The following is a 24,753-nucleotide window of genomic DNA, read 5'->3' on the forward strand; positions in this document are numbered from 1 at the left end:
GCATCGTGTCCATGCCCGCCCGCCCGGGCGTGCCGTCACAGCGGTGGCGACCGTACTCATCCTGCTGATCTCACTGATGACGGCGACCTCGTTGATCAATCCGGCGAGAGCTGACGATGCCTCGGACAACCAGTTCGTGGCCGTGCCCCCGACCGTCCTCGCGGACACCCGCGACGGGACCGGAGGCGTCGGCTCGGCCAAGGTCCCGGCCAAGGGCCAGATCACCTTTCAGGTGGCCGGCCAAGCGGGAATCCCGACTTCCGGGGTGTCGGCGGTGGCCCTGAACATCACCGCGGTGGGCGCGGAGAAGTCCGGCTGGTTCACCGTCCATCCATCCGATGCCCCGACCACCGTGTCAACGCTGACCTTCTACCCGGGCGAAAATGTCACGGGCGAGGACTTCACCCGCCTCACCGGCACCGGCATGGTGTCCGTCGTCAACAACAGCGACAGCCCGGTCCACATCGTGGTCGCCGGCCGCGGCTACTTCCTCAGTGCCACCGACACTCAGGCGGGCAACGAGTACTACCCGACCGGCGCCGAGTATCTGTATGACACCCGGCCAGGGCACGTCACCGGGTCCCCCGCCCGCGAAGCCATCCCCATCCCGGGCAACTCGTCGGTGACGATCGACGTCGCCGGACAGCGCAGCATTCCGGCCACCGGCGCCAACGCGGTCGCACTGAACGTCGTGGCGTGGTCCCAGGGCCAGAATGGCTGGTTGAGCCTGCACCCGTCCGATCAGCCGGGCAACAACGTGGCGACGGTGGACTACGTCCCCGACGAGACCAACAGCAGTTTCACCGTGGCCCAGTTGACCGGCAGCGGCAAACTGATCCTCGACAACCGCGGCAGCGGCACCGTACACGTGGCACTGACCCTTCGCGGCTTCTTCATGGCGACGGCGGAAGCGGGCGGAGGGGGTTACGTCACCGTCCCGTCCAAGGTCATCGTCGAGACCATCACCGGCGCCGGCGTCCCGGGCGGAAGCACTCAGCCCCTCGCCCCGGGCCAGTCCGTCACTTTCGACGTCACGCAGGGTATCGACCTGGGCGACAAGGCGATGGCTTCGGCCGCGCTCACCATCCAAGCCCGGCGACCAACGGACAAGGGCTGGCTCACCGTCTATCCATCCGAGGAGGGTGACCCCGACATCTCCAGCGTCAACTACGACCAGGCGGAGAGCACTACCGGATTCGACCTGGTCATGCCCGACTCCGAAGGGCATGTGACCATCACCAACCGCGGTCCGGGCACCACCCACGTCCAGGTCTCACTGCGGGGCTACTTCACCGACCCGCCTGCTGACGACCTGGCCACAGAGGATTTGGCGACGACCTCCGACAACGCCTTCGTCTACGTTTGTGGTGGGGCCAACGAAAGAAGTCCGTGGCTCCACACGACCGACATGCACGGCATCTGGAGAGACCACCCCGGTGGGCGGGGCAGCTTCTGGGTGTCCTGGTGCGGTCGGGGACCGTACACCGTCGAAGTGTCGAGCGACGTGTGGGACGACTATTCGGACGGATACTGCGTGGTGGCCGAAGTGCGCCTCGACGGCAAGAGATGGCAGATGGGCGGTCGGGCGTGCCCGAAGGGCCGCCACGCCAAAGCATCCTTCACCTTCCGCAAGGTATGGGCGGCTCATGTAAGAGTCTGCCGACGCAAAGGAAATCGGGTCTACAACTGCAGCGCCTGGAGATAGGGTCCGCCTGCTCCTGTGATGACTCGCGCATGTCGTTGTGGACCGGCAGCGGGGCCGCCCGAAGAGGGCGGCCCCGAAGCTTGCGCGTCGGAAACGTCTAAATGGCCCCTTAGCGCACCGCGACGTGCCGCGTACAAGACCCATCCGTTGTTGCCGTCGGACACCACTTGATGGGGCGTTCGTTTCGCATTCGGGCAGTAGCAGTGCAGAGCCCACAGAGCAAGGTCATCGGGATCGGACATCTCATCCGCTACGTCATCCATCCGGTCAGTGTCTGGCATCCCCACGATCTTGTCATCACATCGATTCTCGGGAAACGATCAACGCACGTCCGGGAAGCGATCTTCTGATCCCTGCTTCCGTGCCAGGCCAGACCTACTCGTGAACACCCCACCAGGAAGATGCAGGTGAGAAGGGTCTTCGGAGTAATCCGGAGGCCCTTTTCTCATGTCTGGAAGTCGATGGGAGCCAATCGGGGAGCCATCCCAGTCGGATTCTCTACCCGTGGCGGCTGTCGCCGAAGATGGTGTTCATTGTGTGGGCACCTTTGGTGATCACCGGCTTGAGCTGGAACCGGTATACGGCTTCGGTGACGCTGGTGCACGCGTGCCCGACGAGATCGGCGATGGTCTCGATGGGGACGCCCTGGTCACTCATGATGGAGACGAACGAGTGACGTAGTTCACGGGGACTCCAGGCGGTTCCGAGTCCCGCTCGTTTGGTGATCTTGCGGAATGCCCGTCGTACGTTCGAGGCGTTCAACGGGGTGCCGACGCTCGTGCAGAGCGCCAGTTGGTGATCTTGCCAAGCCTCGCCGGCCTTGAGCTTGAGCACGGCTTGGCGGGTGTGGTGTTGCCGGAGCGCCTGCGCCGCGAGCTTGGGCAGTTCGAGCGTGCGGCGTGACTTGCGGGTCTTGGTGTCCCCTCCTTCTCGATCGGCACGCCATCCGTAGATGGCGAACTTCCTGTGCTTGAACCCCACCTCCGTCACCGGATGCCAGGTCTTGAGACTCGGTATCCAGGCGACGACGTGATCCCAGCACAGCGCGTGCCTCCTCGGCGCGGACGCCCGTGGTGAGACTGATCACCACGTAGGCGTGGAGTTCGGAGACCTCGGCGGCCTTGAGCACGGCCTCTGCCTGTTGCCGTGTGAGTGCCTTGCTGGGTCGTCCGTACCGGTGGGTGTGGTGACCAGCGCGGCGACATTCATGAGGACCATGTCGCGTGCCTGAGCTTGCCGGATGGCTCTCTTGGGCGCGCTGTGGATCTCTCGGAGGGTGGTGGTGGCCAGCTTGCCGGAGAGCTGGACGAGCCACTCATCCACGTGATCGGCACGTACGTGCTGGAGTTTGATCTTTCCCAGCCTCGGGATGACGTGCGTCTCGGCGAGGTTCACGGATCGACGCGGATGTCGCGGTTGAGCGTCGGCTTGTAGTGCTCGGCGAAGATCTTCGCGACGAGCTCGCCCCGGCTGGAGACCTCGACCTTCTCGAATATCTGTTTCAGGTAGCCACGGATGGTGTGCGTGGAAAGCCGCAGCATCGCTGCGATGTCGGTAGTGGGCAGGCCGTTGGCGACCAGCCGGACGATTTGCTGTTCCCGTCGGCTGAGCTGGTAGGCCTTCACGATGAGGGCGGCCACTTCGGTGGCCTTGGCCGGTTCGATCACCAGGGCTGTCTTGCCGCTCCCGGCGTTCGTTTCTCGCAGGGCGAAGCCGTGGATCACCACCCAGTAGCCATGCATCAGCAGCCGTGCTCGGGCGTTGCCGCTGTCGCGTCCGGCCGCGATGGCGCGTGCTTTGTTGGCCACCGAGCGTAGCTCGGAGGGCAGGGGGATGATGTCGGGGTTGTCGTTGCGTAACGGCGTGAGCGGCAACTCTCGCAGCCATGCCTCTGCAGGCTCGTTGAGCGTTTCAAGCGCTCCCGTCTGGTCGAATATGAGCAGTCCGGGGGCGTCGGGCATATCCATTGCGAGGCCGGGCCGCAAAAGCGCTGAGCGCCGGAAGGTATGGCCGATCGCGTCGGCGAGGCCGGCGAGCAACTGCTCCTCGCCGGGGGTGAACGGCTGCGCGTCCTCGGCTCGCCACAGGCACGCGTAGCCCCACACATCAACACCGGTCCTGAACACACACCGCAATTCGTCGCCGAGGCCGAGCGAGAGGTTGAGATTGTGGTACCGGGAGCTTCTCCTCGGATGTCCCTCCGTCACGCGATACAAAGTCGCGGCCGGGGACGTCATGCGAGCCAGCGTGCGAAAGTGGTTGACGTCCTCGACGAAGAATTCGCTTTCCCAGTACTTGTCGCACGCTTCACCGGATCCCAGGTTCTCCAGTCGGGAGGGAGAAGTCGCGAGCATCGTCAGCGGGTCGGCCGCCGCCCAGAAGCAAGCGTTGAAGGGAACGATCTCGCGTAGCAGGCCCGAAAGCTTTGCAAGAAATTCGCTGTCGGCGATACCTGTCAAGGTCAACTGCTGAATGCGCTCGTATGCGCGTCGAGCCGACACGGTGCCGAAAGTCAACCCCACCGCCTGAGCATGAACGTCTGTGCGGCAACGCGCAACCCCTCAAATGAGGGAATTTCGTAGCCACCTGACCACCCATCTGCGGGGTGTCGCGACCAGCGAGCCGCCGCGCACTGTGGAGGACGAGAACGGGGGCAAGCACTGGGGGCGCCGGACGTAATCGGGTCTACGGCAGGGCCGCCGGCAGCCTCCACCACGCGCCTGTAATCCGGCAGCGGGGGTGGACGGCGCGGCATGCGAATTCGGCAGAAGGGGGGAAAGACGAGCATGCGCATTTTGGCATCGGCTGCGCGTCGCGTCACGGTCGCTACGGGTTCACTGCGCGGTCATCGGGGTTGCGCGGCTTGACGGCGGGGATTTCGCTTCGAGCCACCGCAGGTCTTTCACTCACCATGAGCCGACCTCACCTCTGTGCACGGTGCGTGACGCGATGGTTTTGCAGGACGGCGATGGCCTTGCACAGATGAGGGGCCTTGCCCGGGCTGCGGCGTAGCTTGCGGAGAGCCGAGGCTGCGGCGCTATCCGGCGTACCGGGCGCGGGCGACACGCAAGGCTTCCACCTCGGGCCGCCTCGCGCGGTTCCGCGGTACTCCCCGCGCCACGCCGTAACCGGTCGGCACGCGGACGCGTACCGAGGTGTCCATGAGCTCGAGACGGCGGCGGCACGAACGATCGTCGGCACGGGCTCACATTTTGCGTATATCGACCGGGCGCGACAGCGCCCGGGGACAGGGGTTCGACATGCAGGATTCATCGGCGCCGTTCGGCCGTCGTGACGTGCTCTTCACGGCGATCGGGCTGGCCGCGTTCGTTGGTCTTGAGCGATCCGGAGTCGCCTCGGCGGCCAGTGTCGCCGAAGTCGTGGGAAGCGCTCGCACCGGCGCGGCATTATTGGGCGGACCGTTTCCGTGGGTGGCGCGCCACGGCCTGACCCCGGAGCAGTACCAGGCCGAGTTCGACCGCCTGGCCAAGGAGGGGTACCGCCTGATCCAGGTGGACGGCTACGAGATGGCCGGCCGACCGGGATACGCGGCCATCTGGGAGCACGCGCCGGGGCCGCCGCAGTTCGCCCGCCATGGCCTGACCGAGCCGGAGTACCGTGCCGAGTACCAGCGGCTCATCAAAGAGGGCTACCGCCTCATCCACGTGGCCGGTTACGAGGTCGGCGGAAAGACGTACTTCGCGGCGATTTGGGAATTCACCGGCGGGCCGGACTTGATCACCTACCACGACATGACCTCGGAGCAGTACCAGGCCGAGTTCGACCGGCAGCTCAAGGGGGGCTACCGCCTCATCCACGTGGACGGCTACGGGATGGGGGGTAAGGCGCACTTCGCCGCGATCTGGGAGAAGGTCTGGGGCGCCAGGGGGCCCGACTGGGAGGCCCGCCACGATCTGACTGCGGAGCGCTACCAGGCCGAGTTCGACCGGCTCACGAAGGATGGGTACCGCCCCGTCCACGTCAGCGGTTACACCGTCGGCGGCGTCGATCTGTACGCGGCGATCTGGGTGCGGGGCGCCGGTCCGGCCTGGTCGGCCCGCCACAACGTGGCGTCGGCGGACTACCAGGCGGTATTCGACCAGCATCAGCGAGACGGCTACCGGCCCGCCCGGGTCAGCGGCTACGGCGCCGGCGCGGGCCGGTACGCGGGGATCTGGCTGAGCGACAAGATCACGGACGGCAACTTCGACGCTGTCCACACGGTCGTCGACCGCCACATGAGGGCCTCCGGGGTGGCCGGCGTGTCACTCGCGATCTCCCGGCGTGGTGCGCTCGTCTTCGCCCGAGGGTACGGGCTGGCCAACCGTGAGACCGGCGAGCGGCTCACCGAACGGCACCTGATGCGCGTCGCCAGCATCTCCAAGCCGATCACCGCAGTCGCGATCATGCAGCTCGTCGAGGCCGGCCGTCTGACGCTCGACCAGCGCGTCTTCGGTGCCGGGGGCATCCTCGGCACCCGGTACGGCAGCAAGCCCTACGGCGCGAGCCTCCAGGCGATCACGGTCCGGCATCTGCTCCAGCACACCGCCGGGGGCTGGACCAACGACGCCAACGACCCCATGTTCGGTAACCCGGCGATGACCCACGATCAACTGATCGGCTGGGTGCTCGACAACCGGCCCCTCCAGTACACGCCCGGCACCACCTACATGTACTCCAACTTCGGCTACTGCCTGCTGGGCAGGATCATCGAACAGGTCACCGGACAGCCGTACGCCGACCTCGTGCGCCAGCGCGTGCTCGCTCCCAGCGGGATCGCCAACATGCACATCGCCGGGAACACTCGTGCCGAGCGGCGACCCGACGAGGTGGTCTACTACGGCACCGGCGACCCGTACAGCATCCCGGTGCGGCGGATGGACTCCCACGGCGGCTGGCTCGCCTCGCCCGTCGATATCGTCCGCTTCGCGCTGCGGGCCGACGGCTTCGCCACCGTCCCCGATCTGCTCAAGCCGGCCACGATCGCAACCATGGTCACGCCGTCGTCGGCCAACTCGGAGTACGCCTGCGGCTGGGCGGTCAACGCCCTGGGCAACCGGTGGCACAACGGCCGCCTGATCCCCTACGGCACGGAGACCATCCTCGTCCGGACGAGCAACGAGTTCTGCTGGGCGGCACTGGCCAACGGCAACGGCATCGACGTCGACGCGATGATGTGGGAGGTGTTCCAGCAGACCGCCGTCTGGCCCTCCCACGACCTGTTCTGAGGTCGCCCCCGCTGCTATCGGACCGCCCGCCCGGATTGATCCCGCCGCTGGCGGCGAAGGGAACACCTCGCCTCGCGCAGTCTCACCGGCGAATCCACCCCCACCTGGCGCGCACCCGGGATCAGGCAGGACGAAACGCCCACATAGTACCCATTGGCCACTGGAGGCCCCTGGGGCTCACATTTCACTACAAACCAGATGATCGTCTTGAAACCCGCAAACAACACAGTGTCGGATGAATGGCAACAAAACGCCTCCAGACTCTCCTCCAGCAAATCTTGGAGGTACGTGTTGGGGTACAGCAGACGCGATTTCCTGTCCGCCGTCGGTGTTTCCGGCGGCGCAGGCGCGCTCTTCGCGACCATGGGCGCGCTCGGTCTCGCGCCGTCCGCCGAGGCGTCCGCGAAGGGGACCTTCGACCCGCCGCAGCAGTCCGACTTCTCGCTCAACGGGCGGTCCGCGAAGAAGGTGGTGATCCTCGGCGCGGGGATAGCCGGCCTCGCCACGGCGTACGAGCTGGGCAAGGCGGGCTACGACTGCACGATCTTGGAGGCGCTCGACCGGGTGGGCGGCCGGAACTGGACCATCCGCGGCGGTGACCGCGTGACCGAGTTGGACGGCTCCACACAGGTCGCGCGGTTCAGGGACGGCGTCTATCTCAACGCGGGCCCGGCCCGGCTGGCGCAGTGGATGGTCACCATGGACTACTGCCGCGAGCTCGGCGTGGACCTGGAGGTCTTCACCAACTCCAACGCCCAGGCCTACATCTACCACCAGAACATGCAGGCCCCGGTCCGCTGGCGTACCGCCAAGGCCGACGTGTACGGGTACGTCTCGGAGCTGCTGTCGCGGGCGACCGACGCGGGGGCGCTGGACGCCGCGCTCACCGCGCAGGACAAAGAGCGGCTGATCGCCTTTCTGTCGAGCTTCGGGGCGGTGGGGGACAAGGCGAGCGGATTCAAGTACACCGGAACCACCCGCCGCGGCCACAGCGTGAACCCGGGCGCGGGCGAGCAGCCGGGCACGGTCCTCGGGGCGGTGCCGTCACTGTCGGAGGTGCTGGCGAGCGGCGTCGGGCAGCGGTTCTCGTTCGAGTTCGGCTACGACCAGGCGATGCTGATGTTCCAGCCGGTGGGCGGCATGGACGCCATCCCCCGGGCCTTCGCCGCCAAGATCGGGCGGCAGCGGATCCGGCTGCGCTCCAAGGTCACCAAGATCACCGACCTGCAGGACGGCGTGGAGGTGGAGTACCAGGACCGCCACGGCCGTACCCAGAACATCAAAGCGGACATGTGCGTCGCGGCGATGCCCCCGCACATCCTCGCCAAGACCGCGCACAACCTCGGCCCGGAGATCCAGGCCGCCCTCGCCACCCCGACCGTCGCGAACGCGGGCAAGATCGGTCTGGAGTACCGCCGCCGCTGGTGGGAGACCGACGAGGACATCTACGGCGGCGTCACCGCCACCGACCTCGACCTGGCCACGATCTGGTACCCCTCCTACGGGTACGGCACGGCGCGCGGCATGGTCGTCGGCTACTACAACTTCGGCGCCCAGGCCGACGCGTACGCCGCGCTGAAGCACGCCGACCGCGAGCGCCGCGCGATCGAGCAGGGCATGAAGATCCACGGTGCGAAGTATCGCGACGAACTGGCGTCGTCGGTGTCCGTCGCCTGGAAACTCCAGCCGCACATCGAGGGCGCCTGGGTGGGCTGGCCGTCCCGCCAGGGCGCGTACCAACTCCTCAACAAACCGGCCGGCCACGTGTACTTCGCAGGAGACTGGCTGAGCTACATGATCGCCTGGCAGTCGGGCGCCCTGGAATCCGCCCGCAAGGTCGTCACCGAGCTGCACCAGCGCGTTCTGAGCACCTCCTGAGAGGACACCTCCGCATGAAGATCCGCACCATCGCCCTCCCCGCGGCCGTCGTCCTCGTTCTCGGCACCGGTACGGCCGCCGCCAGCCCCACCTGGTCGCCCCGGCCGCAGGAGGTCAAGCCCTTCCTCCCGGCCGGCACCACCAACCCCGCGATCGCCGACGGAGTGGCGCTCGGCAAGCAGGTGGCCTCCTACACCGCCAGCGGCCTGGGCCCGGCGGCGGCCAACACCGGGGCTCCCGCCGACTCTCCCGAGCGCTACGTCGACTTCCCCGGCGGTACGCTGCCTCCGGGCGTCACCATCACCGAGGCCCAGGCACTCAGCGTGCTCAAGCGCATCAAGGCCAACCTCGCCGCGGCCGGGCTGGGCCTGGCCGACGTCGTCTCCATGCGCGCCTACCTGGAGAAGCCGCCCGGCGCAGAGTCGGCCGACTTCGCCGGCTGGAACCGCGCCTACCGCCAGTTCTTCGCCAACACGGACCTGGCCACCGGCGGGGCCGTACCGGTGCCGCTCGGCACCGCGACCCCCGCTCCGCCCATGGAGGTCAACCCGGCCCGCCCGGCCCGCGTGACGATCGAGATCGCCAACCTCCCGGTCGCGGGCTGGCTCGTCGAAGTGGAAGTCGTCGCCGCCTACCGGCGCTGACCACCGTACGGGGCTCCGGGCGTGCCCGGCTGACGGATCCGTCGGCCGGCACCGAACAAGCAGGTCGCCGCGCGGGTCGGCCTGGCCCTGCGCATGATGATCGAGTCGCCCAGCCGGTGCCGTCCCGGCTGGGCGATCTGATCACACCCTCGCGGAGCGGCCCGGTGCGAACCGCCGGATGCCGGCCTCGGTGACTCCGTTCACAAGGAGGTCGCCCAGGGCATCGCCGACCGCCGGTGCGTACTTGAAGCCGCCGCCGGAGAACCCGACGGCGACCGCGACGTGCGCGGCGCCGGGGAGCAGCCCGACGACGGGCCGGCCGTCCCCTGTGTACGACTCCACGTGCACCGTAGTCTGCACAGGACGCGGGTTGAGCCCGGGCAGCCAGCGCCCGACGACGTCGCGGATCTCCGCCATGTGGTCGGCGGTGAGGTGGGGATCCGGTCGCGCCGGGTCGGCCACCTCCGGGTGCGGGCGGCTCTTCACGCCGATCTTCACCGTGGCCCCGTCCTGGCTGGGAAAGCCGTAGATGGAGGCCCCGTCCGGCATGGCGACGCGTTCGAAGACCGGAAAGCGTTCCGCGCCGTACAGTGACAGGTCGTCCGGTGCGAACCAGGTCTGCGCCAGCCGCCGGGCGGTCAGCCCGGTCACTCCGATCGCCTCCCGCAGCCCGTCCGGCAGCAGCGTGGCCGCCCAGGCGCCGGGGGCGAGGACCACCGCGTCGAACGTCTCGCTGTGAGGCCGGTCCGCGCTGCTCCGGTAGGTCAGCCCGACGGTCTCGGGCCTCACGTCGAGGTCGAGGATCTCGGTGTCGTGGTGCACCGTTGCCCCGAGCGTCGCGGCCTGTTCGATCGCGGCGAGGATCGCCAGCTCGGGGCGGAGAAAGCCGGTCGCGGGGTCCTGGACGGCGATGTCCGCGTCGTCGACGGCGTGCTGGGGGAAGCGCTGCCGCAGGTCCGGTGCGTCGAGGATGCGATGAGCCAGCCCCCAGCTCTCACAGCTGGCCACGGCCCGCCCGACGGAGGCGCTTTCGGCGGGGCCGAGGATCAGCCCTCCGGTCTGCTCCAGCAGGCGTCGTCCGGTCGCCTCCTCCAGCCGACGCCACAGCCGCTCGGCCCGGAGAACCAGCGGCGGCAGGTCCGGGTCGCCCATGCTGATGACCGCGAACCGGCGGGTCTGCCCGCCGGAGGCCCCGCGGTGGTGCGGGACGCCCCAGCGATCGAAGGCGTGCACCTCCAGGCCACGTTCGGCCAGCTGCCAGGCGGCCATGCTCCCCACCGCTCCGGCTCCGACGACCGCCACTCTCCGGCGAGCGGTTCCGGCGAGCCTCATGAGGCCAGCGCCGGGGCTGCGAGGTATTTGAGGTTCTGGTATTCGACGAGTCCTTCCGCGCCGCCTTCCCGGCCGAGCCCGGATTCCTTGATCCCGCCGAACGGCGCGGCCACGTGGGACAGCAGCCCGCGATTGATACCGACCATGCCACTGTCCAACCGGCCCGCGACCCGGGCGATCCGGTCGCTGTCACGCGCCACCAGGTACGCCGCGAGCCCGAACGGGGTGTCGTTGGCCAGCGCCACCCCCTCGTCCTCGGTCCGGAACCGGCGGATGCCCGCGACCGGGGCGAAGACCTCCTCCTGCTGCAGGAGAGCGTCGGCGCTGAGGTGGTCCAGCACCACCGGGGCGAACCAGCTGCCGGGTCCATCGGGTACGTCGGCGCGCCCCAGAACCGTCGCCCCTTTCGCGACGGCGTCGTCGACCAGCCGGTCGGCCTTGGCGACCGCGCGGTCATCGATGAGCGGGCCGAGGTCGACGTCCGATGTTCCCAGCCCGATCCTGATCGCCGTGAGGGCCTCGGTGAGGCGGGCCGCGAACTCGTCGGCCACCGGCTCCTGGACGAGGAACCGGTTGGCCGCCACGCACGACTGACCCCCGAGGCGCATCTTGGCGACGACCGCCTCACGGACCGCGAGGTCGAGGTCGGCGTCGTCGAAGACCAGGAACGGGGCGTTGCCGCCGAGCTCCATCGACGTACGCAGCACGTGCGCGCCGGCCTGCTGCAGCAGCAGTTTCCCGACGGGGGTGGACCCGGTGAAGGACACCTTCCGCAGTCGTGGGTCGGCGATGAGGGTGCTGCAGACCGCCGCCGGATCCGTGGTGGTGACCACGGTGAGAACGCCTGCCGGGACTCCCGCGTCCCGTGCGAGTTGCGCGAAGGCCAGCGTGGTGAGCGGGGTGAGCTCGGCCGGTTTCAGCACGACCGTGCAGCCGGCGGCCAGGGCCGGCGCGGCCTTGCGGGTGGCCATCGCCAGCGGCACGTTCCACGGGGTGATGAGCAGGCAGGGGCCGACCGGGCGCGGGGCGGTGACGATGTGCCAGCCGCCGTCGGGGGTCGGGGTGCTGCGGCCGGAGCTGCGGACCGCCTCCTCGGCGTACCAGCGGACGTACTCGGCGGCGTACCGGACCTCGCCGCGCGCCTCGGTGAGAGTCTTGCCCACTTCGAGGGTGATGAGGGCCGCCAGGCGCTCCTCGTCGGCGAGCATCGCCTCGTAGAGCCGGTGCAGGATGTCCGCCCGCCGCCGGGTCGGGGCGGCCGCCCAGGCGGGGAACGCGTCGTTCGCCGCGGTCAGCGCGAGCAGGGCGTCATCCGGTTCGCAGTCGGCGACGGCCGTGACCGGCCGGCCGAGCGCGGGATCGGCGACGGCGAAGGTCCGCCCGGAGCGCGGCGCCGTCCACTCGGCGGCCAGGAAGCCGTCGGGCAGCGACGTGGCCGCGGTCTCCGTGAGTTCGCGGTGCCGGGCGACGTCAGCCGGCTGCGGCGCCGACGCCTGCGCGGGCTCAGGCGGATTCGAGGGCACGCGCGCGGTCGAGAGCGGACTTGAGGACGTCGGCGGCACGGGAGATCTCCTCGGCGGTGATGACGAACGGGGGACTGACGTGCAGGGAGTTGTCGGCCAGCAGCCGGGTGAGGACGCCCCCCTCCCGCGCCGCGCGCAGCACGGGGCGCGCGTCGACGTCGGGGGCGAGCTGGACGGCCGCGAGCAGCCCGACCCCGGCCCGGACGTCCACGACGGCTTCGTGGTCGCGCAGGGGGGTGAGGGCCTGGGCCAGGACGGGCTCGAGGTCCAGGACACGCTCCAGCAGACCTTCCTCCTCGATGATGCTCAGGTTCACCTCGGCGGCGACGCAGGCCGCGGCGTGGCCCGAGTACGTCAGACCGTGGCGGAAGGTCGGGGCGTCGGAGGTCTCGGCGAAGAAGGGCTCCCAGATACGCCGGGACACCAGCACGCCGCCCAGCGGCAGGTAGCCGGAGGTGATGCCCTTGGCCATGGTGACGAGGTCCGGCTCGATGCCGAAGCGCTGGCAGGCGAACCACTGCCCGACCCGCCCGAAGCCGGTGATGACCTCGTCGGCGATGAGCAGGATGTCCAGGCGGCGGCACAGTTCGGCCAGCCCGGTGAGGTAGCCGGGCGGGGGCGGCAGCACGCCTCCGGTGCCGATGATCGGTTCGGCGATGACGGCGGCGACGTTGTCGGGTCCGAGCCGGAGCAGCTCCGCCTCGGTGGCGGCCAGGTCGTTCCACGGCACGCGGGCGGTCTCGGGGATCAGCGAGTCGCTGCCGTACCCGTCGCGGTTGCTCTGGATGCCCGTGATGCTCGTACCGAACCCGTGCAGTCCGTGGTAGGCGTGCCGGCGGGAGACGATGACGCGCTTGCCGGGCCGCCCGGCCAGCTGCCAGTGGCGGCGCGCGAGCTTGCAGGCGGTGTCGACGGAGTCCGAGCCGCCGCTGGTGAGGAAGACCTTCGCGTCGGGGATGGGACTCAGCTCGGCGAGGCGCTCGGCGAGCCGGATGGCGGGGCGGTTGGCCATGCCCTGGAACAGGTGGTACGTCTCCAGGACGCTCATCTGCTGACGGACGGCGTCGGCGATGCGGGTCCGGCCGTGTCCGATGTTGGCGTGCCACAAACCGGCCGGCAGGTCGAGCAGGTCCTGGCCGTCCTCGGTACGCACCGAGGCTCCCCGCCCCGACGCGATGACCGTGAGGGTTTCCTCGATGGTGGACATCGCGGTCTGCGGATGCCACAGGCTGGTGCTCGTCAAGAAAGGCTCCTCATCACGTCGGGGAGGGGAATGCGGGGGGAACGGTGCTGGTCAGGCGGCGACCACGACGTCCTCGACGACCTCGGCGTGGATGTGCAGCATCCGGGCCACCAGGCCGTTGCCACGGGTGTACTTCAGGTTCTCCGGCGCCACGGGGGCGTCCGCGCCGGTGAAGAACGCGGCACCCTGGTCCATCGACTTGTCGGACTTGTCATCGGGGTAGAGGGGGTTGATCGTGTTCTCGATCTTCGGCCACAGGGCCCGGGCGGCCTCGGTGCTCTCGAACTCCAGCGTCAGCACCAGCGTGTTCGGGATGAGCTCCCCGGCGCACTCACGCAGAACCGAGCCCCCGAGGTAGCCGGGGTGGCCATCGAGGCTGCGCAGCCACTCGATGAGGCTGGTGCGGGCCTCCTCGATCTTGGTGGGCTCGGCGACGAAGATGAAGACGTCACGACGCTTGGACATGGTGTTCTCCTGTCTTGCCAGTGCGGCCGGGGATAGGCGTGGGACTGCGCGGAAGTCACCGAGGGGAGCGCGGCAGGTCGTAGAAGACCGCGCCGCTGGCTCCCTGCGTGTCGTCATGGACGAGCCGGGCGCCGAAGGACTCCCAGAAGGCGACGGCGCCGGGGGAGTGGCGATAGGTGTGCAGAGCGATGGCCTGGTAGTGCCCCTCCTGGTCCGCTCGGTCGAGAACCGCCTGGACCACGGCCCTGGCGATGCCGCGGCGGCGGGCCTCCTTGCGTACGTAGACGCGTACGAGCTGGCCGTGCCGGCCGTCCTCGTACAGCTCGACGACGTGGCGCGGGGTGAGGCCGGGCTTCAGCCGGCCGCTGCGGATCCCGCCCGTCGCCAGGACCTCACCTGTGTCGTCGTCGGTCACCACCAGGAGGAAGGGACCGTTCCCCGGGGCGTAGTGGGTCAGGGGATCGTCGACGTCGGCGTGGATCCGCGGGTCGTAGGCGTCGCCGAAGTCCTCGGCGATGCTGCGCCGCATCACCGACTGCGCGCCGGGCAGGGTGTGCTCGCTCAGCGGGTGGATCGACCATCCCGGCGAGCCGTTCGCGGGCGTCACGACGCGCCCGCACTCTGCGTGGCGAGCTTGGCCCGGTACGCCTCCCGGGCCTGCTTCGAGGCGTGGTGGCCGGACAACTCGTGGAGGTCGTCGGGTATCGCGCCGTCGACGACGGGGTGGACGTGGACGGTGACCCGGTCGAGGTTGCCCACCGCGTGCATCAGGGAGTGCTGGACGTTCTCGGCCACGTTGTGGGCCTCGATCACGCTCAGCCCGAAGTCGACGCCGATCTCGGCGTCTCCCTCCATGCGGTGACCCGACCAGCGGACGCGGACCTCGCCGACGGTCGCGACGCCGGGGACGCCGGCGATGGTGGTGCTCATCCGGTCGATCGTCGCCGGCTCCACACCGTCCATGAGGCGGCGGATGATGATGACCAGGGAGTTGATCAGGATGCCGCTGATCGCCAGGGCGATGAAGAGGCCGACGATGGCGTCGGCGCGGTCGAACCCGAGCCACACACCGATCACACCCGCGATGACGGCGATCGAGGTGTATCCGTCGGCGCGGGCATGCTGGCCCTCGGCGATCAGCGCGGCGGAGCCGATGCGACGGCCGGTCCGGATGCGGTACACGGCCACCATCTCGTTGCCGATGAAGCCGACGGCCCCCGCGGCGAAGACCCACCACAGGTTGGTCAGCGGGTGCGGGTTGATCAGCGCGTCGATCGACTCCCAGATGATCAGCACGATCGAGGCGACGATGACCAGGGAGATGAACAGCCCGACCAGGTCCTCTGCGCGCCGGAAACCATAGGAGTACTTCTTGGTCGCCGCGCGCCGGCCCAGCCGGAAGGCGATGATCAGGGGGATCGTGGTCGCCGCGTGGCCCAGGTTGTGGATGGTGTCGGCCAGCAGGGCGATCGACCCGGACACCGCGACGATGACCATCTGCCCGATCGCGGTGGCCATCATGCCGGCCAGCCCGATCCAGGCCGTGCGGATCCCGTCCTGGGCCGACTCCTCGGCGCTTTGGATCGCGTCGTTGGCGTCGTGGGCATGCGGGATCAGCGTGTGCTTGATCCGCGCCCACAGGCCGGTCCCGTGGTCGTGGCCATGGTCGTCGCCGTGGCCATGCCCGTGCCCATGTCCGTGTCCGTGGCCGTGCCCGTGGTCGTTCACGGCGGCGGGGGCGTCGTTGTGCGGGTGGCCGTGTCCGTGGCCGTGGTCGTTCACGGCGGCGGGGGCGTCATCGTGTGGGTGGCCGTGGCCGTGGCCATGTCCGTGATCGTCTGGGGTCGTGGAAGCTCGCATCGAGAGTCCGTTCATGCCGGCGGAGGGTGAGTCGCGGGGCCGGGAGAGAGGGGGCGCGGGGGGTCGCGGGGCCGGGAGAGGGGGCGGCCGGCTGCCGGGTGGCGCCTGCCGCGCCATCACATCTTGTCCACAACAGCCAGCGGAGGTCAACTGTTGTCAACAATCTGCCCGATTACACGAAGGGCGTACAGGCAATGAAGCCAGGGCCAAGACCTGGAGATAGTTGCGCAACCGACTTATGAAGATCGATAAAAGTCGGGGAAACATACTCGTTACAAGCAGGCTTCCCAGAATTGTTGACAGCAGAGAATCAGATGCTTAGCGTTCCAGACACCACACGGCCGGTCGCCTCAGGCGGCTCGCACCGGGTGTGATATCTCGCCGCTTCGCCGGCGGCCCGCTCGCACTGACGGGCTCCGGCTCTCACCGGACCGACCACCGACGCTCCTGCTCCCACCGGACCGACCCCCACCGGAGGAACTGCTCGTGGACCTGACCAGCGTGCGCCCTAAATACATCACTTTCGATTGCTATGGGACGCTGACCAGTTTTGATCTCAACCTCACCGTCAAGCCGCTGGTCGCCGACCGGATCTCCGAGGAGGACATGCCGATCTTCCTCAAGGACTACCGCGCGTACCGGATGGACGAGGTGCTCGGCGAGTTCAAGCTCTACCCCGACGTCCTGAAGGACTCCTTCAAACGCACCTGCGAACGCTGGGGCATCGGCTACCGCCCCTCCGACGGCGAGGCCATCGTGGCCTGCGTGCCGACCTGGGGACCCCATGCGGACGTTCCCCCGGCCCTGGCCAAGCTCGCCGACGCCTACCCTCTGGTGATCTTCTCCAACGCCGTCGACGAGACGCTGAAGCACAACGTCGACCAGCTCGGCGCCCCCTTCCACAAGGTGTTCACCGCCGAGCAGGCCAGGGCGTACAAGCCGCGCTACCAGGCCTTCGAGTACATGCTCGACCAGCTGGGCTGCGAACGCGACGAGATCGTGCACGTCTCCTCGCACATCTGGTACGACCTGATCCCCGCCCACGAGCTGCGGATCCCGCACAAGGTCTACGTCAACCGCGGCTACGACCCCTCCACGCCCTTCTACCAGTACGCCGAAACCGCCGACCTGTCCGGCGTCCCCGCTGTGCTGGGTCTCTGAGATCGGAAGGAGGACGTCGTGAAGCTGACCAGCTACTGGCTCGACACCGCCGAACCGGCCGGCGACTTCCGTCGTACCGAGCTCCCTGACCATGTCGACGTCGCGGTCATCGGGGCCGGGCTGACCGGCCTGTCCACCGCGCTGCATCTGGCTCGCCGCGGTGTCAGCGTCGTCGTGCTGGAATCGCACACCGTGGGCTGGGGAGCCTCCGGCCGCAACGGCGGCATGGCCACGACCGGCCTGGCCATCTCCTTCCCCGCCGCGGTCAAGCGGTACGGCGCGGAGCGTGCGACGGCGATGTTCACCGCGTACGACGACGCGATCGACACCGTCGAGAAGATCGTCACCGACGAGGAGATCGCCTGCGACTTCGAGCGCTCCGGCAAGCTCACCCTGGCCGCCAAACCGGCGCACTACGCCGCTCTGGAGCGTTCGGCGGAGATGATCGAGAGACTCGTCGGCCGCTCGGTTCAGCTGGTCCCCCGGGGCCGCATGCGGGACGAGCTCGGCAGCGACCGCTATCACGGTGCGCAGGTCGACCCGAACGGGGCGGGCGCCCACGTCGGGAAGCTGGTCATGGGGCTGGCCCGCGCCGCGGTCGGCCATGGGGCCCTGATGGCGGAGAACGCCGCGGTAACCGGCGTCCGCCGCCTCGGTCCGGGCCAGGGGCATCGGGTGCAGACCACGCGCGGCGCCCTGACCGCCTCCGAGGTGCTGATCGCCACCAGCGGGTACACGGGGTCGCTGACCCCGTGGCTGCGCCGCCGCATCGTGCCGATCGGCAGTTTCATCGTCGTCACCCAACCCCTGCCGGACGACCTCGTCGCCCAGCTCATGCCGCACCGGCGGATGGCGTCGGACACCAAGAACCTGCTGTACTACTTCCGTCCCACGCCGGACAACCGGCTGCTGTTCGGCGGGCGGGCCCGCTTCGCCCTGTCGGACGCGCAGTCGGACCTCAAAAGCGGCGAGATCCTGCGCAAGGCCGTCGCCGAGGTGTTCCCGTCGCTGCGTGACGTCCGGCTGGACTACTGCTGGGGCGGGCTGGTCGACATGACGATGGATCAGATGGTCCACGCCGGCGTACGGGACGGGCTGCACTACTCCGTCGGCTACAGCGGCCACGGGGTCCAGATGGCCACCCACATGGGCAAGGTCATGGCCGACGTCATCGGCGGCGACCCCACGGTCAATCCCTGGAAGGGCCTGGCCTTCCCCCCGGTCCCGGGTCATTTCGGGCCGCCCTGGTTCCTGCCGGCAGCCGGGGCGTTCTTCCGTGCGCTCGACGCCGTGCGCTGATCGATCCGCGAACGTGTGACGGCCCGGAGGTCCCCGAGTGTTGTACGTGCTGAGACGGTTCGCCGTCCTCGTGACGACCCTGCTGGTCGCCTCTTTCCTGGTGTTCCTCATCCCCTACGTCACGCCCGGCGACCCGGCCGCGCGGATCCTGCGGTCCCGGGTGGGCGACCTGGTCCAGGACCCGCAGACGCTGGCCCGCCTCCGGGCCGAGTACGGACTGGACCGGCCGCTGCTCCAGCAGTACCTGTCCTGGCTGGGCTCGGCGCTGCAGGGTGATCTCGGCCGGTCGTTCACCAACGGCACGGAAGTTCTCCCTCAGCTGATGCGGGCGTTGTCGGTCACCGCCTCGATCGCCGTCATCGCGCTTCTGCTCGCCCTGCTGGTGGCGGTCCCTCTGGGAGCCGTCTGCGCGGTACGGCGCGGAACCACGCTCGACGGGGCGATCACCGGCGTCACGCAGGCATTCGTGGCCGTGCCGGAGTACTGGCTGGGCCCGGTCCTGGTTCTGGTGTTCGCCCTGAAGCTCGGCGCCCTGCCCTCCTCCGGCTGGCAGGGGGTGCAGTCGATGGTGCTTCCCTGCCTGACCCTGGCGCTGCGGCCGATGAGCTACTTCACCCAGGTCGCCCGCGCCTCGATGATCGAGGTGCTTGAGGCGCCCTACATCACCGCCGCCCGCGGTCGCGGGCTGAGCTTCGCCCAGACCATGCTGCGGCACGGGCTGCGCAATTCCGTCCTGCCGGTCCTGACCCTGTTCGCGGTCTGGCTGGCCGGCCTGCTCGGCGGGTCGGTCGTCGTCGAGGTGATCTTCGCGGTGCCCGGGGTGGGGCGGCTGATGTACGACGCGGTCATCAACAACGACGTCCCGCTCATCCAGGGCGGGGTCGTGGCGGTCGTCGCCCTGGCCGTGCTCATCACCACCCTCACCGATCTCCTTTACACCGTCATCAACCCGACTGCGAGGGCGAGCCGTGTCCGTGCTTGACGTCTTCGGCGACGACGCCCGTCGCGACGAACCCGGCGCCGCCCCTCCGCCGTCACCGGTCGAGACCGCCGCCGCCCCTGCTCGCCGCGGGCGCGGAACCTGGCCGCCGGCGTTGCTGGCCGGGACTATCCTGTTCGGCGTGATCGCCACGCTCCTGCTGCTGGCACCGTGGCTGGCGCCCTATCCGCCGGCGCAGCAGGACCTCGTCGCGCGTCTCGAAGGCATCTCCGGCGCCCACCTGCTGGGCACCGACCATCTGGGCCGCGACGTGCTCAGCAGGCTGCTGGACGGGGGCCGGTTCTCCCTCGCCGTCGCCTCGGTCACGCTGGTGATCTGCGCCGTCACCGGCACTCTCGTGGGGTTCGTCTGCGCACGGCGGGGTGGTCTGCTCGACACCGTCGTCATGCGCATCACCGACATCCTGCTGGCCTTCCCCGAGATGGTGGTCGCGCTCTTCCTCGTCGCGGTCCTCGGCACCGGTGACCTGACTCTGGTGCTCGCCCTGACCATCGGCGGCTGGACACCGTTCTGCCGGCTGGCCCGTGGCGTCGCGCTCGAACTCAACGGCCGTGACTTCATCGAAGCGGCCCAGGCTCTGGGGTGCTCGGGGTGGTTCATCATCCGCCGCCACCTGTTTCCCAACGCCATGCCCCCGTTGCTGGCCCACGCGGCGGTGCGCTTCGGCCACAAGCTCATCACCGCCGGCGCCCTGTCCTTCCTGGGGCTCGGCGTCCAGCCGCCGTCCTCCGACTGGGGCTCGATGTTGTCCGAGGCCATCCCCTACCTCGATCGCTCGCCGCTGCTGGTCCTCGTACCCGGTGCCGCGATCTTCATCGCCGCTCTCAGCGTCACGCTCACCGGTCGCGGCCTGGAGACGCGCCGGGCATGGGCAGGGCGGTCCTCATGACCGGCGGAGTTCCGCCGCACCCGCGCGGCGGTCAGACCGAAAGCCCTCACACGCTCTCGCGACTGCAGACCGCGAGCGGTGGGAACACCACACCAACCCGGAGAAACACACTCATGAGCCATCAGGCCCCGGCGAGCAAGACCTCGAAGCGGACGCTGACGGAAGTGGTCACGGGGCTGCTGCGCGACCGCATCCTCGGCGGAGAGTTCTCACCCGGAACCCAGATGAACGAAGTCGAGCTGGCGGCCTACTTCGAGGTCTCGCGCGGCCCGTTGCGCGAGGCGATGCAGCGTCTGGTGCAGGAAGGTCTGCTGGTCAGCTACCCCCGCCAAGGGGTCTTCGTCCCCACCTTGACCAGGGAGGACCTGGAGGACATCTTCGTCGCCCGCCAGGCGATCGAGCGGGAGGCGCTGCGCCGGGTCAGCGCCCGGGGGGTTTCCGCGGCCCTGGTCGCCGACCTGGAGCTGATCGTCGCGCGGATGAGGGACGCCGTCGGCCACGCGGACGAGAGCGCGCTGGCCGCCCTGGACCTCGCCTTTCATCGCCGGCTGGTCCATGCCGCCGGCAGCACCCGGCTGGATCGGCTGTACGGGCTCATCGCCAACGAGATGCGGCTGTGCTTCCGGATGATCGTCGACAGCTACAGCGACCGTTCCAAGCTGGCGGCCGAGCACGAGCAACTGCTGCACGTCATCGCCAGCGGTGACGGGTCCGCCGCCATGGCACTACTGGACCGGCACTTCGCCCAGGTCGGCGAGCTCCAGCCGGAGGCATCGGACCAACCGCCCCAGCGCGATCTCCACCCGCACCCGCATCACCACCAGGGTTCGCACGACCGGATCTTTCACGAACACGCCGACGGCTTCCGCCACGGCAACGGCCAAGAAGCCCCACCGCATCCCCAGGAGCAGCCATGAGCGCGCGTCTGGAGGTCCGTGACCTCACCGTTCACGCCGGGCGGCCCGGACAGGCCCCACCCATCCTCGACCACATCAGCCTCACCCTCGATTCCGGCGAGGTGCTGGCCCTGGTGGGCGAATCGGGGTCGGGCAAGAGCATGACCGCCCACTCGGTGCTGCGCATGCTGCCGACCGGGTTGCACATGCACGCCGAGGGTCTGCGGCTGGGCGACCTGGACCTGCTCGCCGCCTCCTCGCGGGCGTTGGACGGCGTCCGCGGCCGGCGTATCTCCATGCTCTACCAGCAGCCCAAGCGCATGCTCGACCCGACCGCCACGATCGGCAGCCAGGTCGCCGAGCCGCTGCGACGGCATCTCGGCATGAGCCGGCAGGCCGCCCGCCGCCGGGTCGTGGAGCTGCTGGCCGCGGTCGGGATCCCCGATCCCGAACGCCGCGCCGGCGACCATCCACACCAGATGTCCGGCGGCATGGCCCAGCGCGTCATGATCGCCATGGCGCTGGCCGCCCACCCGGACGTCCTCATCGCCGACGAACCCACCACCGCCCTCGACGTCACCGTCGAAGCGCAGATTCTCCGGCTGATCGCCGCCATGCAGGCCGAGACCGGAATGTCGGTCCTATTCATCTCCCACGACGTCACCACCGTCGCCTCCATCGCCGACCGCATCGCCGTCATGTACGCGGGCCGCATCGTCGAGGACGGACCGGCCGACGAGATCATCACCGCCGCCAAGCACCCCTATACCCAGGCACTGTTGCGCTGCTCCACCCTGCAGTGCGACGAAACCGGCCACCTGCACACCATCCCCGGCAACGCCACCTCGGCACGCGCCGTCAGCCACGGCTGCCGCTTCCGCCCCCGCTGCGCCGTCGCGGACGGCGACACGGAGCTGGGCTCCCACTGTGACACCGAGGAACCCGATCTCGCCGGCTGCGGCACCCGTCGCAGCTCTCGCTGCTGGGTCACCATCGACCCCCGACGACAGGTTCCGGCATGAACGACTCCGCGCAGAGCTCCGACATCGCCGTCATCGACCACGTCACCAAGCACTATCCGTTGTCGCGGAACGGGTTCGGGCGCCGGCCGCACGTGCACTCCGTCGACGACGTGTCCCTGCGCATCCGCGCGGGGGAGGTGCTGGGGCTGGTCGGTGAGTCCGGCTCGGGCAAGAGCACTCTGGCCCGGCTCCTGCTCGGCCTCGTACCAGTCGACTCCGGACAGGTCGACGTCGATGGCCTGAGGGTCGGCAAGCTGCGCGGCGCCCAACTGCGTCAGCTGCGCCGGGCGGCGCAGCTGGTCTTCCAGGACCCGCACTCCGCGCTGGACCCGCGGATGACGCTGCAGGAATCACTGCTCGCCCCGCTGCAGCAACACCGCATCGGCACGCCGCAGGAACGCCTGCGGCGGGTCGCCACCGCGCTGGCGGAGGTCGGCCTGGACCACGGCTTCCTGGAGCGCCGGCCGGGCGATTGCTCCGGCGGGCAACTGCAGCGGGTGGTCATCGCCAGAGCCCTCCTGCTCGAACCCAAGCTGCTCGTCTGCGACGAGCCCGTGTCGGCCCTGGACGCCTCGGTGCAGGCGACCATCCTGAACCTGCTGGTCGATCTGCGTCGTTCACGGGGGCTGAGCATGCTGTTCATCTCCCACGACCTGAGGGTGGTCAAGTTCCTCGCCGACCGGGTGGCGGTTCTCTACCTCGGGCAGGTCGTGGAGATGGCCACGCACGACGACATCTTCACGGGTGCCCTGCACCCCTACACCCTGGCGCTGCTGCATTCCGGTCAGGGACACCGCATCGTCGCCGGCGCGCCGGACCAGCTGAAGGGCGAACCGCCCAGCCCCGTCTCCCCGCCTCCCGGCTGCCGCTTCAACACCCGCTGTCCGCTGGCCACCGACCAATGCCGCACCGAGCAACCCGACCTCGTCGACGCCGGGAACGGCCACCACGTCCGATGTCACCGCTCCGCGGAGAGCAGGAGCCGGCTGGTCGTTGAGGAGATTCCCGTATGAGCCTTATGAGCGGATGCACCGCCGAAATGGGCGCGCCGCCCGCCACCACCCGCTGGACCCCACCCGGCAAGGCGTTCGCCGGCGGACGCTGGCGGGAGACGGAGCGGCACACCGCCGTCACCGACCCCGAAACCGGCGCGTTCCTCGGTGAGGTCGCGGACAGCACCGCCGCGGAGGTACGCGCGGCCGTCGACGCGCTGGTGGACACCTTCCGGGTCAGCACCGCCGCCGACCGTGCCGACTGGCCGCTCTGGCGACGCAGGGAGGCCCTGCACCGCGCCGCCGAGCTGCTGAGGCAGCAGGCCGAACGGTTCACCGCCATCGTGAGCTCCGAGGGATGCAAGACGATCAGGGACGCCCGCCGGGAGGTGGCGAGGGCGGCGGAGACCCTGCAGCTGTCCGCCGGCGCGGGGCACGCCCTGCAGGGCAGCAGCGTGCCGTTCGAGGACACCTCCCGTGGCGCGGACCGGCTCGGGTGGAGCAGCAGGGAACCGCTCGGGGTCGTCGCCGCCATCACCCCGTTCAACGATCCGCTGAACCTCGTGGCGCACAAGGTCGGCCCGGCACTGCTGTCCGGCAACGTCATCGCGGTCAAGCCGCACGAGGCGACGCCGCTGTCCGCGCTCGCCCTTGCCGAGCTGCTCCTTGAGGCAGGCGTGCCCGGCGACCGGATCGCCGTGCTGCCGGGCGGCCCGACCGCCGGGCGGGAGCTGGTGTCGCACCCCGGCGTCGACGTCGTCTCCTTCACCGGCGGGGTGCGCACCGCCGACGAGGTGGCCCGCCTGGCCGGCGCCCGGACCCTGCTGATGGAGCTGGGCGGATCCAACCCCGTCATCGTCGACCACGGCGTGGACCTGATGGCGACCGCGCAGGCGATAGCCGAAGGGGCGTTCGGGTGCGCGGGGCAGAACTGCCTGTCGGTGCAGCGGGTCTACGTGGTCGCCCAGCACTACGACGAACTGCTCGGCCACCTGACCCACATGACCGCTCACCTGAGCGTCGGCAGCAAGCACGACGAGAGCACCGACGTCGGGCCGCTGATCGACGCGGCGGCCGCGCGGCGCGTGGAGCACCGGGTCGAGGAGGCCGTCGCCCGCGGCGCGGTCGTACGCGCGGGAGCCGTCCGTCAGGAAGCCACGTACCAGCCGACCATCCTCACCGACCTCGCCCCCGACGATCCCATCGTCACCGACGAAATCTTCGGCCCCGTGGTCAGCGTGCTGCGCGTGGCCGACCTCGACGACGCCGTGAACCAGGCCAACCGCGCGGCCACCAGCCTGCAGGCCGGGGTCTTCACCCGTGACACCACCGCGGCCCTGCGCACTGCCCGCCGCCTGCGGGCCGGCGCGGTAATGATCAACGACACCTCCGACTTCCGCATCGACGCCATGCCGTTCGGCGGTTTCCACCGCAGCGGCATCGGCCGGGAAGGCGTCACCAGCGCCGTCGTGGCGATGACCGCACCCAAGGTCATCGCAGCCCGGCTGACCTCCATCAGCTGAGCTCGCTCACCGGCAACCATCCATCCGCTGCCCATCCGACCGGGACAAACGAACGTCAACCGGTCATGCCGTGGTGCCCGATTCCCTGCTCGC

The 24,753-nt window shown here is 69.4% G+C and carries 21 protein-coding genes; 12 read left to right on the forward strand and 9 right to left on the reverse strand.

Going from position 1 to position 24,753, the window contains the following annotated elements:
- Positions 1-76: 76 nt before the first annotated feature.
- Complete coding sequence (locus tag ACIBQ1_RS10290; protein WP_397276187.1) at positions 77-1,705, forward strand: hypothetical protein; 1,629 nt, start codon at positions 77-79, stop codon at positions 1,703-1,705.
- A gap of 498 nt (positions 1,706-2,203) precedes the next feature.
- On the opposite strand, the gene ACIBQ1_RS10295 is transcribed toward ACIBQ1_RS10290, so the two are convergent.
- From ACIBQ1_RS10295 to ACIBQ1_RS10305, 3 genes are all read right to left on the reverse strand, one after another.
- On the reverse strand, positions 2,204-2,686 hold the full coding sequence (locus tag ACIBQ1_RS10295) for a tyrosine-type recombinase/integrase (protein ID WP_397276189.1): 483 nt from the start codon (positions 2,684-2,686) through the stop codon (positions 2,204-2,206).
- Positions 2,687-2,788: 102 nt separating this feature from the next.
- Entirely contained in the window at positions 2,789-3,100 is a 312-nt protein-coding gene (locus tag ACIBQ1_RS10300) for a hypothetical protein (RefSeq protein WP_397276191.1), read from the reverse strand.
- A complete protein-coding gene (locus ACIBQ1_RS10305; protein WP_397276194.1) occupies positions 3,097-4,227 on the reverse strand; it encodes a response regulator transcription factor in 1,131 nt (376 codons plus the stop codon). Before ACIBQ1_RS10305 ends, ACIBQ1_RS10300 begins: the two co-directional genes overlap by 4 nt.
- Before the next feature lie 738 nt (positions 4,228-4,965).
- Here ACIBQ1_RS10305 and ACIBQ1_RS10310 point away from each other — a divergent pair.
- The 3 genes from ACIBQ1_RS10310 (at position 4,966) to ACIBQ1_RS10320 (ending at position 9,455) form a co-directional block, all read left to right on the forward strand.
- Positions 4,966-6,933 (forward strand): serine hydrolase, encoded by a 1,968-nt coding sequence (locus ACIBQ1_RS10310; protein WP_397276195.1) that lies wholly within the window; start codon positions 4,966-4,968, stop codon positions 6,931-6,933.
- A gap of 291 nt (positions 6,934-7,224) precedes the next feature.
- Positions 7,225-8,811: a flavin monoamine oxidase family protein gene (locus ACIBQ1_RS10315; RefSeq protein WP_397276197.1), complete on the forward strand. Its 1,587-nt coding sequence runs from the start codon at positions 7,225-7,227 to the stop codon at positions 8,809-8,811.
- Positions 8,812-8,825: 14 nt separating this feature from the next.
- Positions 8,826-9,455 (forward strand): Rid family hydrolase, encoded by a 630-nt coding sequence (locus ACIBQ1_RS10320; RefSeq protein ID WP_397276198.1) that lies wholly within the window; start codon positions 8,826-8,828, stop codon positions 9,453-9,455.
- A gap of 141 nt (positions 9,456-9,596) precedes the next feature.
- On the opposite strand, the gene solA is transcribed toward ACIBQ1_RS10320, so the two are convergent.
- From solA to ACIBQ1_RS10350, 6 genes are read right to left on the reverse strand one after another with little or no spacing between them, the layout of a single operon-like run.
- Positions 9,597-10,787: an N-methyl-L-tryptophan oxidase gene (gene solA / locus ACIBQ1_RS10325; RefSeq protein ID WP_397276200.1), complete on the reverse strand. Its 1,191-nt coding sequence runs from the start codon at positions 10,785-10,787 to the stop codon at positions 9,597-9,599.
- Positions 10,784-12,310 (reverse strand): NAD-dependent succinate-semialdehyde dehydrogenase, encoded by a 1,527-nt coding sequence (locus ACIBQ1_RS10330; protein WP_397276201.1) that lies wholly within the window; start codon positions 12,308-12,310, stop codon positions 10,784-10,786. The genes solA and ACIBQ1_RS10330 overlap by 4 nt, the downstream gene beginning before the upstream one ends.
- Complete coding sequence (locus ACIBQ1_RS10335) at positions 12,291-13,553, reverse strand: aspartate aminotransferase family protein (protein WP_397276203.1); 1,263 nt, start codon at positions 13,551-13,553, stop codon at positions 12,291-12,293. Before ACIBQ1_RS10335 ends, ACIBQ1_RS10330 begins: the two co-directional genes overlap by 20 nt.
- 51 nt (positions 13,554-13,604) lie before the next feature.
- Positions 13,605-14,018 (reverse strand): hypothetical protein, encoded by a 414-nt coding sequence (locus tag ACIBQ1_RS10340; RefSeq protein WP_397276204.1) that lies wholly within the window; start codon positions 14,016-14,018, stop codon positions 13,605-13,607.
- A 55-nt stretch (positions 14,019-14,073) separates the two neighbouring features.
- Complete coding sequence (locus ACIBQ1_RS10345) at positions 14,074-14,625, reverse strand: GNAT family N-acetyltransferase (protein WP_397276206.1); 552 nt, start codon at positions 14,623-14,625, stop codon at positions 14,074-14,076.
- Positions 14,622-15,800, reverse strand: a complete 1,179-nt coding sequence (locus tag ACIBQ1_RS10350; protein WP_397276207.1) for a cation diffusion facilitator family transporter — start codon at positions 15,798-15,800, stop codon at positions 14,622-14,624. The genes ACIBQ1_RS10345 and ACIBQ1_RS10350 overlap by 4 nt, the downstream gene beginning before the upstream one ends.
- A 564-nt stretch (positions 15,801-16,364) precedes the next feature.
- Between ACIBQ1_RS10350 and ACIBQ1_RS10355 the strand changes: the two genes are divergently transcribed.
- From ACIBQ1_RS10355 to ACIBQ1_RS10390, 8 genes are all read left to right on the forward strand, one after another.
- A complete protein-coding gene (locus ACIBQ1_RS10355; RefSeq protein WP_397276209.1) occupies positions 16,365-17,039 on the forward strand; it encodes a haloacid dehalogenase type II in 675 nt (224 codons plus the stop codon).
- 18 nt (positions 17,040-17,057) lie between these two features.
- Positions 17,058-18,338: an NAD(P)/FAD-dependent oxidoreductase gene (locus ACIBQ1_RS10360; protein WP_397276211.1), complete on the forward strand. Its 1,281-nt coding sequence runs from the start codon at positions 17,058-17,060 to the stop codon at positions 18,336-18,338.
- Positions 18,339-18,384: 46 nt separating this feature from the next.
- Entirely contained in the window at positions 18,385-19,320 is a 936-nt protein-coding gene (locus ACIBQ1_RS10365; RefSeq protein WP_397276213.1) for an ABC transporter permease, read from the forward strand.
- A complete protein-coding gene (locus tag ACIBQ1_RS10370) occupies positions 19,307-20,227 on the forward strand; it encodes an ABC transporter permease (RefSeq protein WP_397276215.1) in 921 nt (306 codons plus the stop codon). The genes ACIBQ1_RS10365 and ACIBQ1_RS10370 overlap by 14 nt, the downstream gene beginning before the upstream one ends.
- Before the next feature lie 113 nt (positions 20,228-20,340).
- Positions 20,341-21,144 (forward strand): GntR family transcriptional regulator, encoded by an 804-nt coding sequence (locus ACIBQ1_RS10375; protein ID WP_397276217.1) that lies wholly within the window; start codon positions 20,341-20,343, stop codon positions 21,142-21,144.
- Positions 21,141-22,145 carry an ABC transporter ATP-binding protein gene (locus ACIBQ1_RS10380; RefSeq protein ID WP_397276219.1) on the forward strand — a complete coding sequence of 335 codons (1,005 nt, stop codon included), beginning with the start codon at positions 21,141-21,143 and terminating at the stop codon, positions 22,143-22,145. Before ACIBQ1_RS10375 ends, ACIBQ1_RS10380 begins: the two co-directional genes overlap by 4 nt.
- Positions 22,142-23,158, forward strand: coding sequence for an oligopeptide/dipeptide ABC transporter ATP-binding protein (locus ACIBQ1_RS10385; RefSeq protein WP_397276221.1), 1,017 nt, complete (start codon positions 22,142-22,144; stop codon positions 23,156-23,158). Before ACIBQ1_RS10380 ends, ACIBQ1_RS10385 begins: the two co-directional genes overlap by 4 nt.
- Positions 23,155-24,660 (forward strand): aldehyde dehydrogenase family protein, encoded by a 1,506-nt coding sequence (locus tag ACIBQ1_RS10390; RefSeq protein WP_397276222.1) that lies wholly within the window; start codon positions 23,155-23,157, stop codon positions 24,658-24,660. Before ACIBQ1_RS10385 ends, ACIBQ1_RS10390 begins: the two co-directional genes overlap by 4 nt.
- Positions 24,661-24,753: the final 93 nt, after the last annotated feature.

The sequence above is a fragment of the Nonomuraea sp. NPDC050153 genome, from assembly GCF_044460125.1.
Taxonomy (GTDB): domain Bacteria; phylum Actinomycetota; class Actinomycetes; order Streptosporangiales; family Streptosporangiaceae; genus Nonomuraea.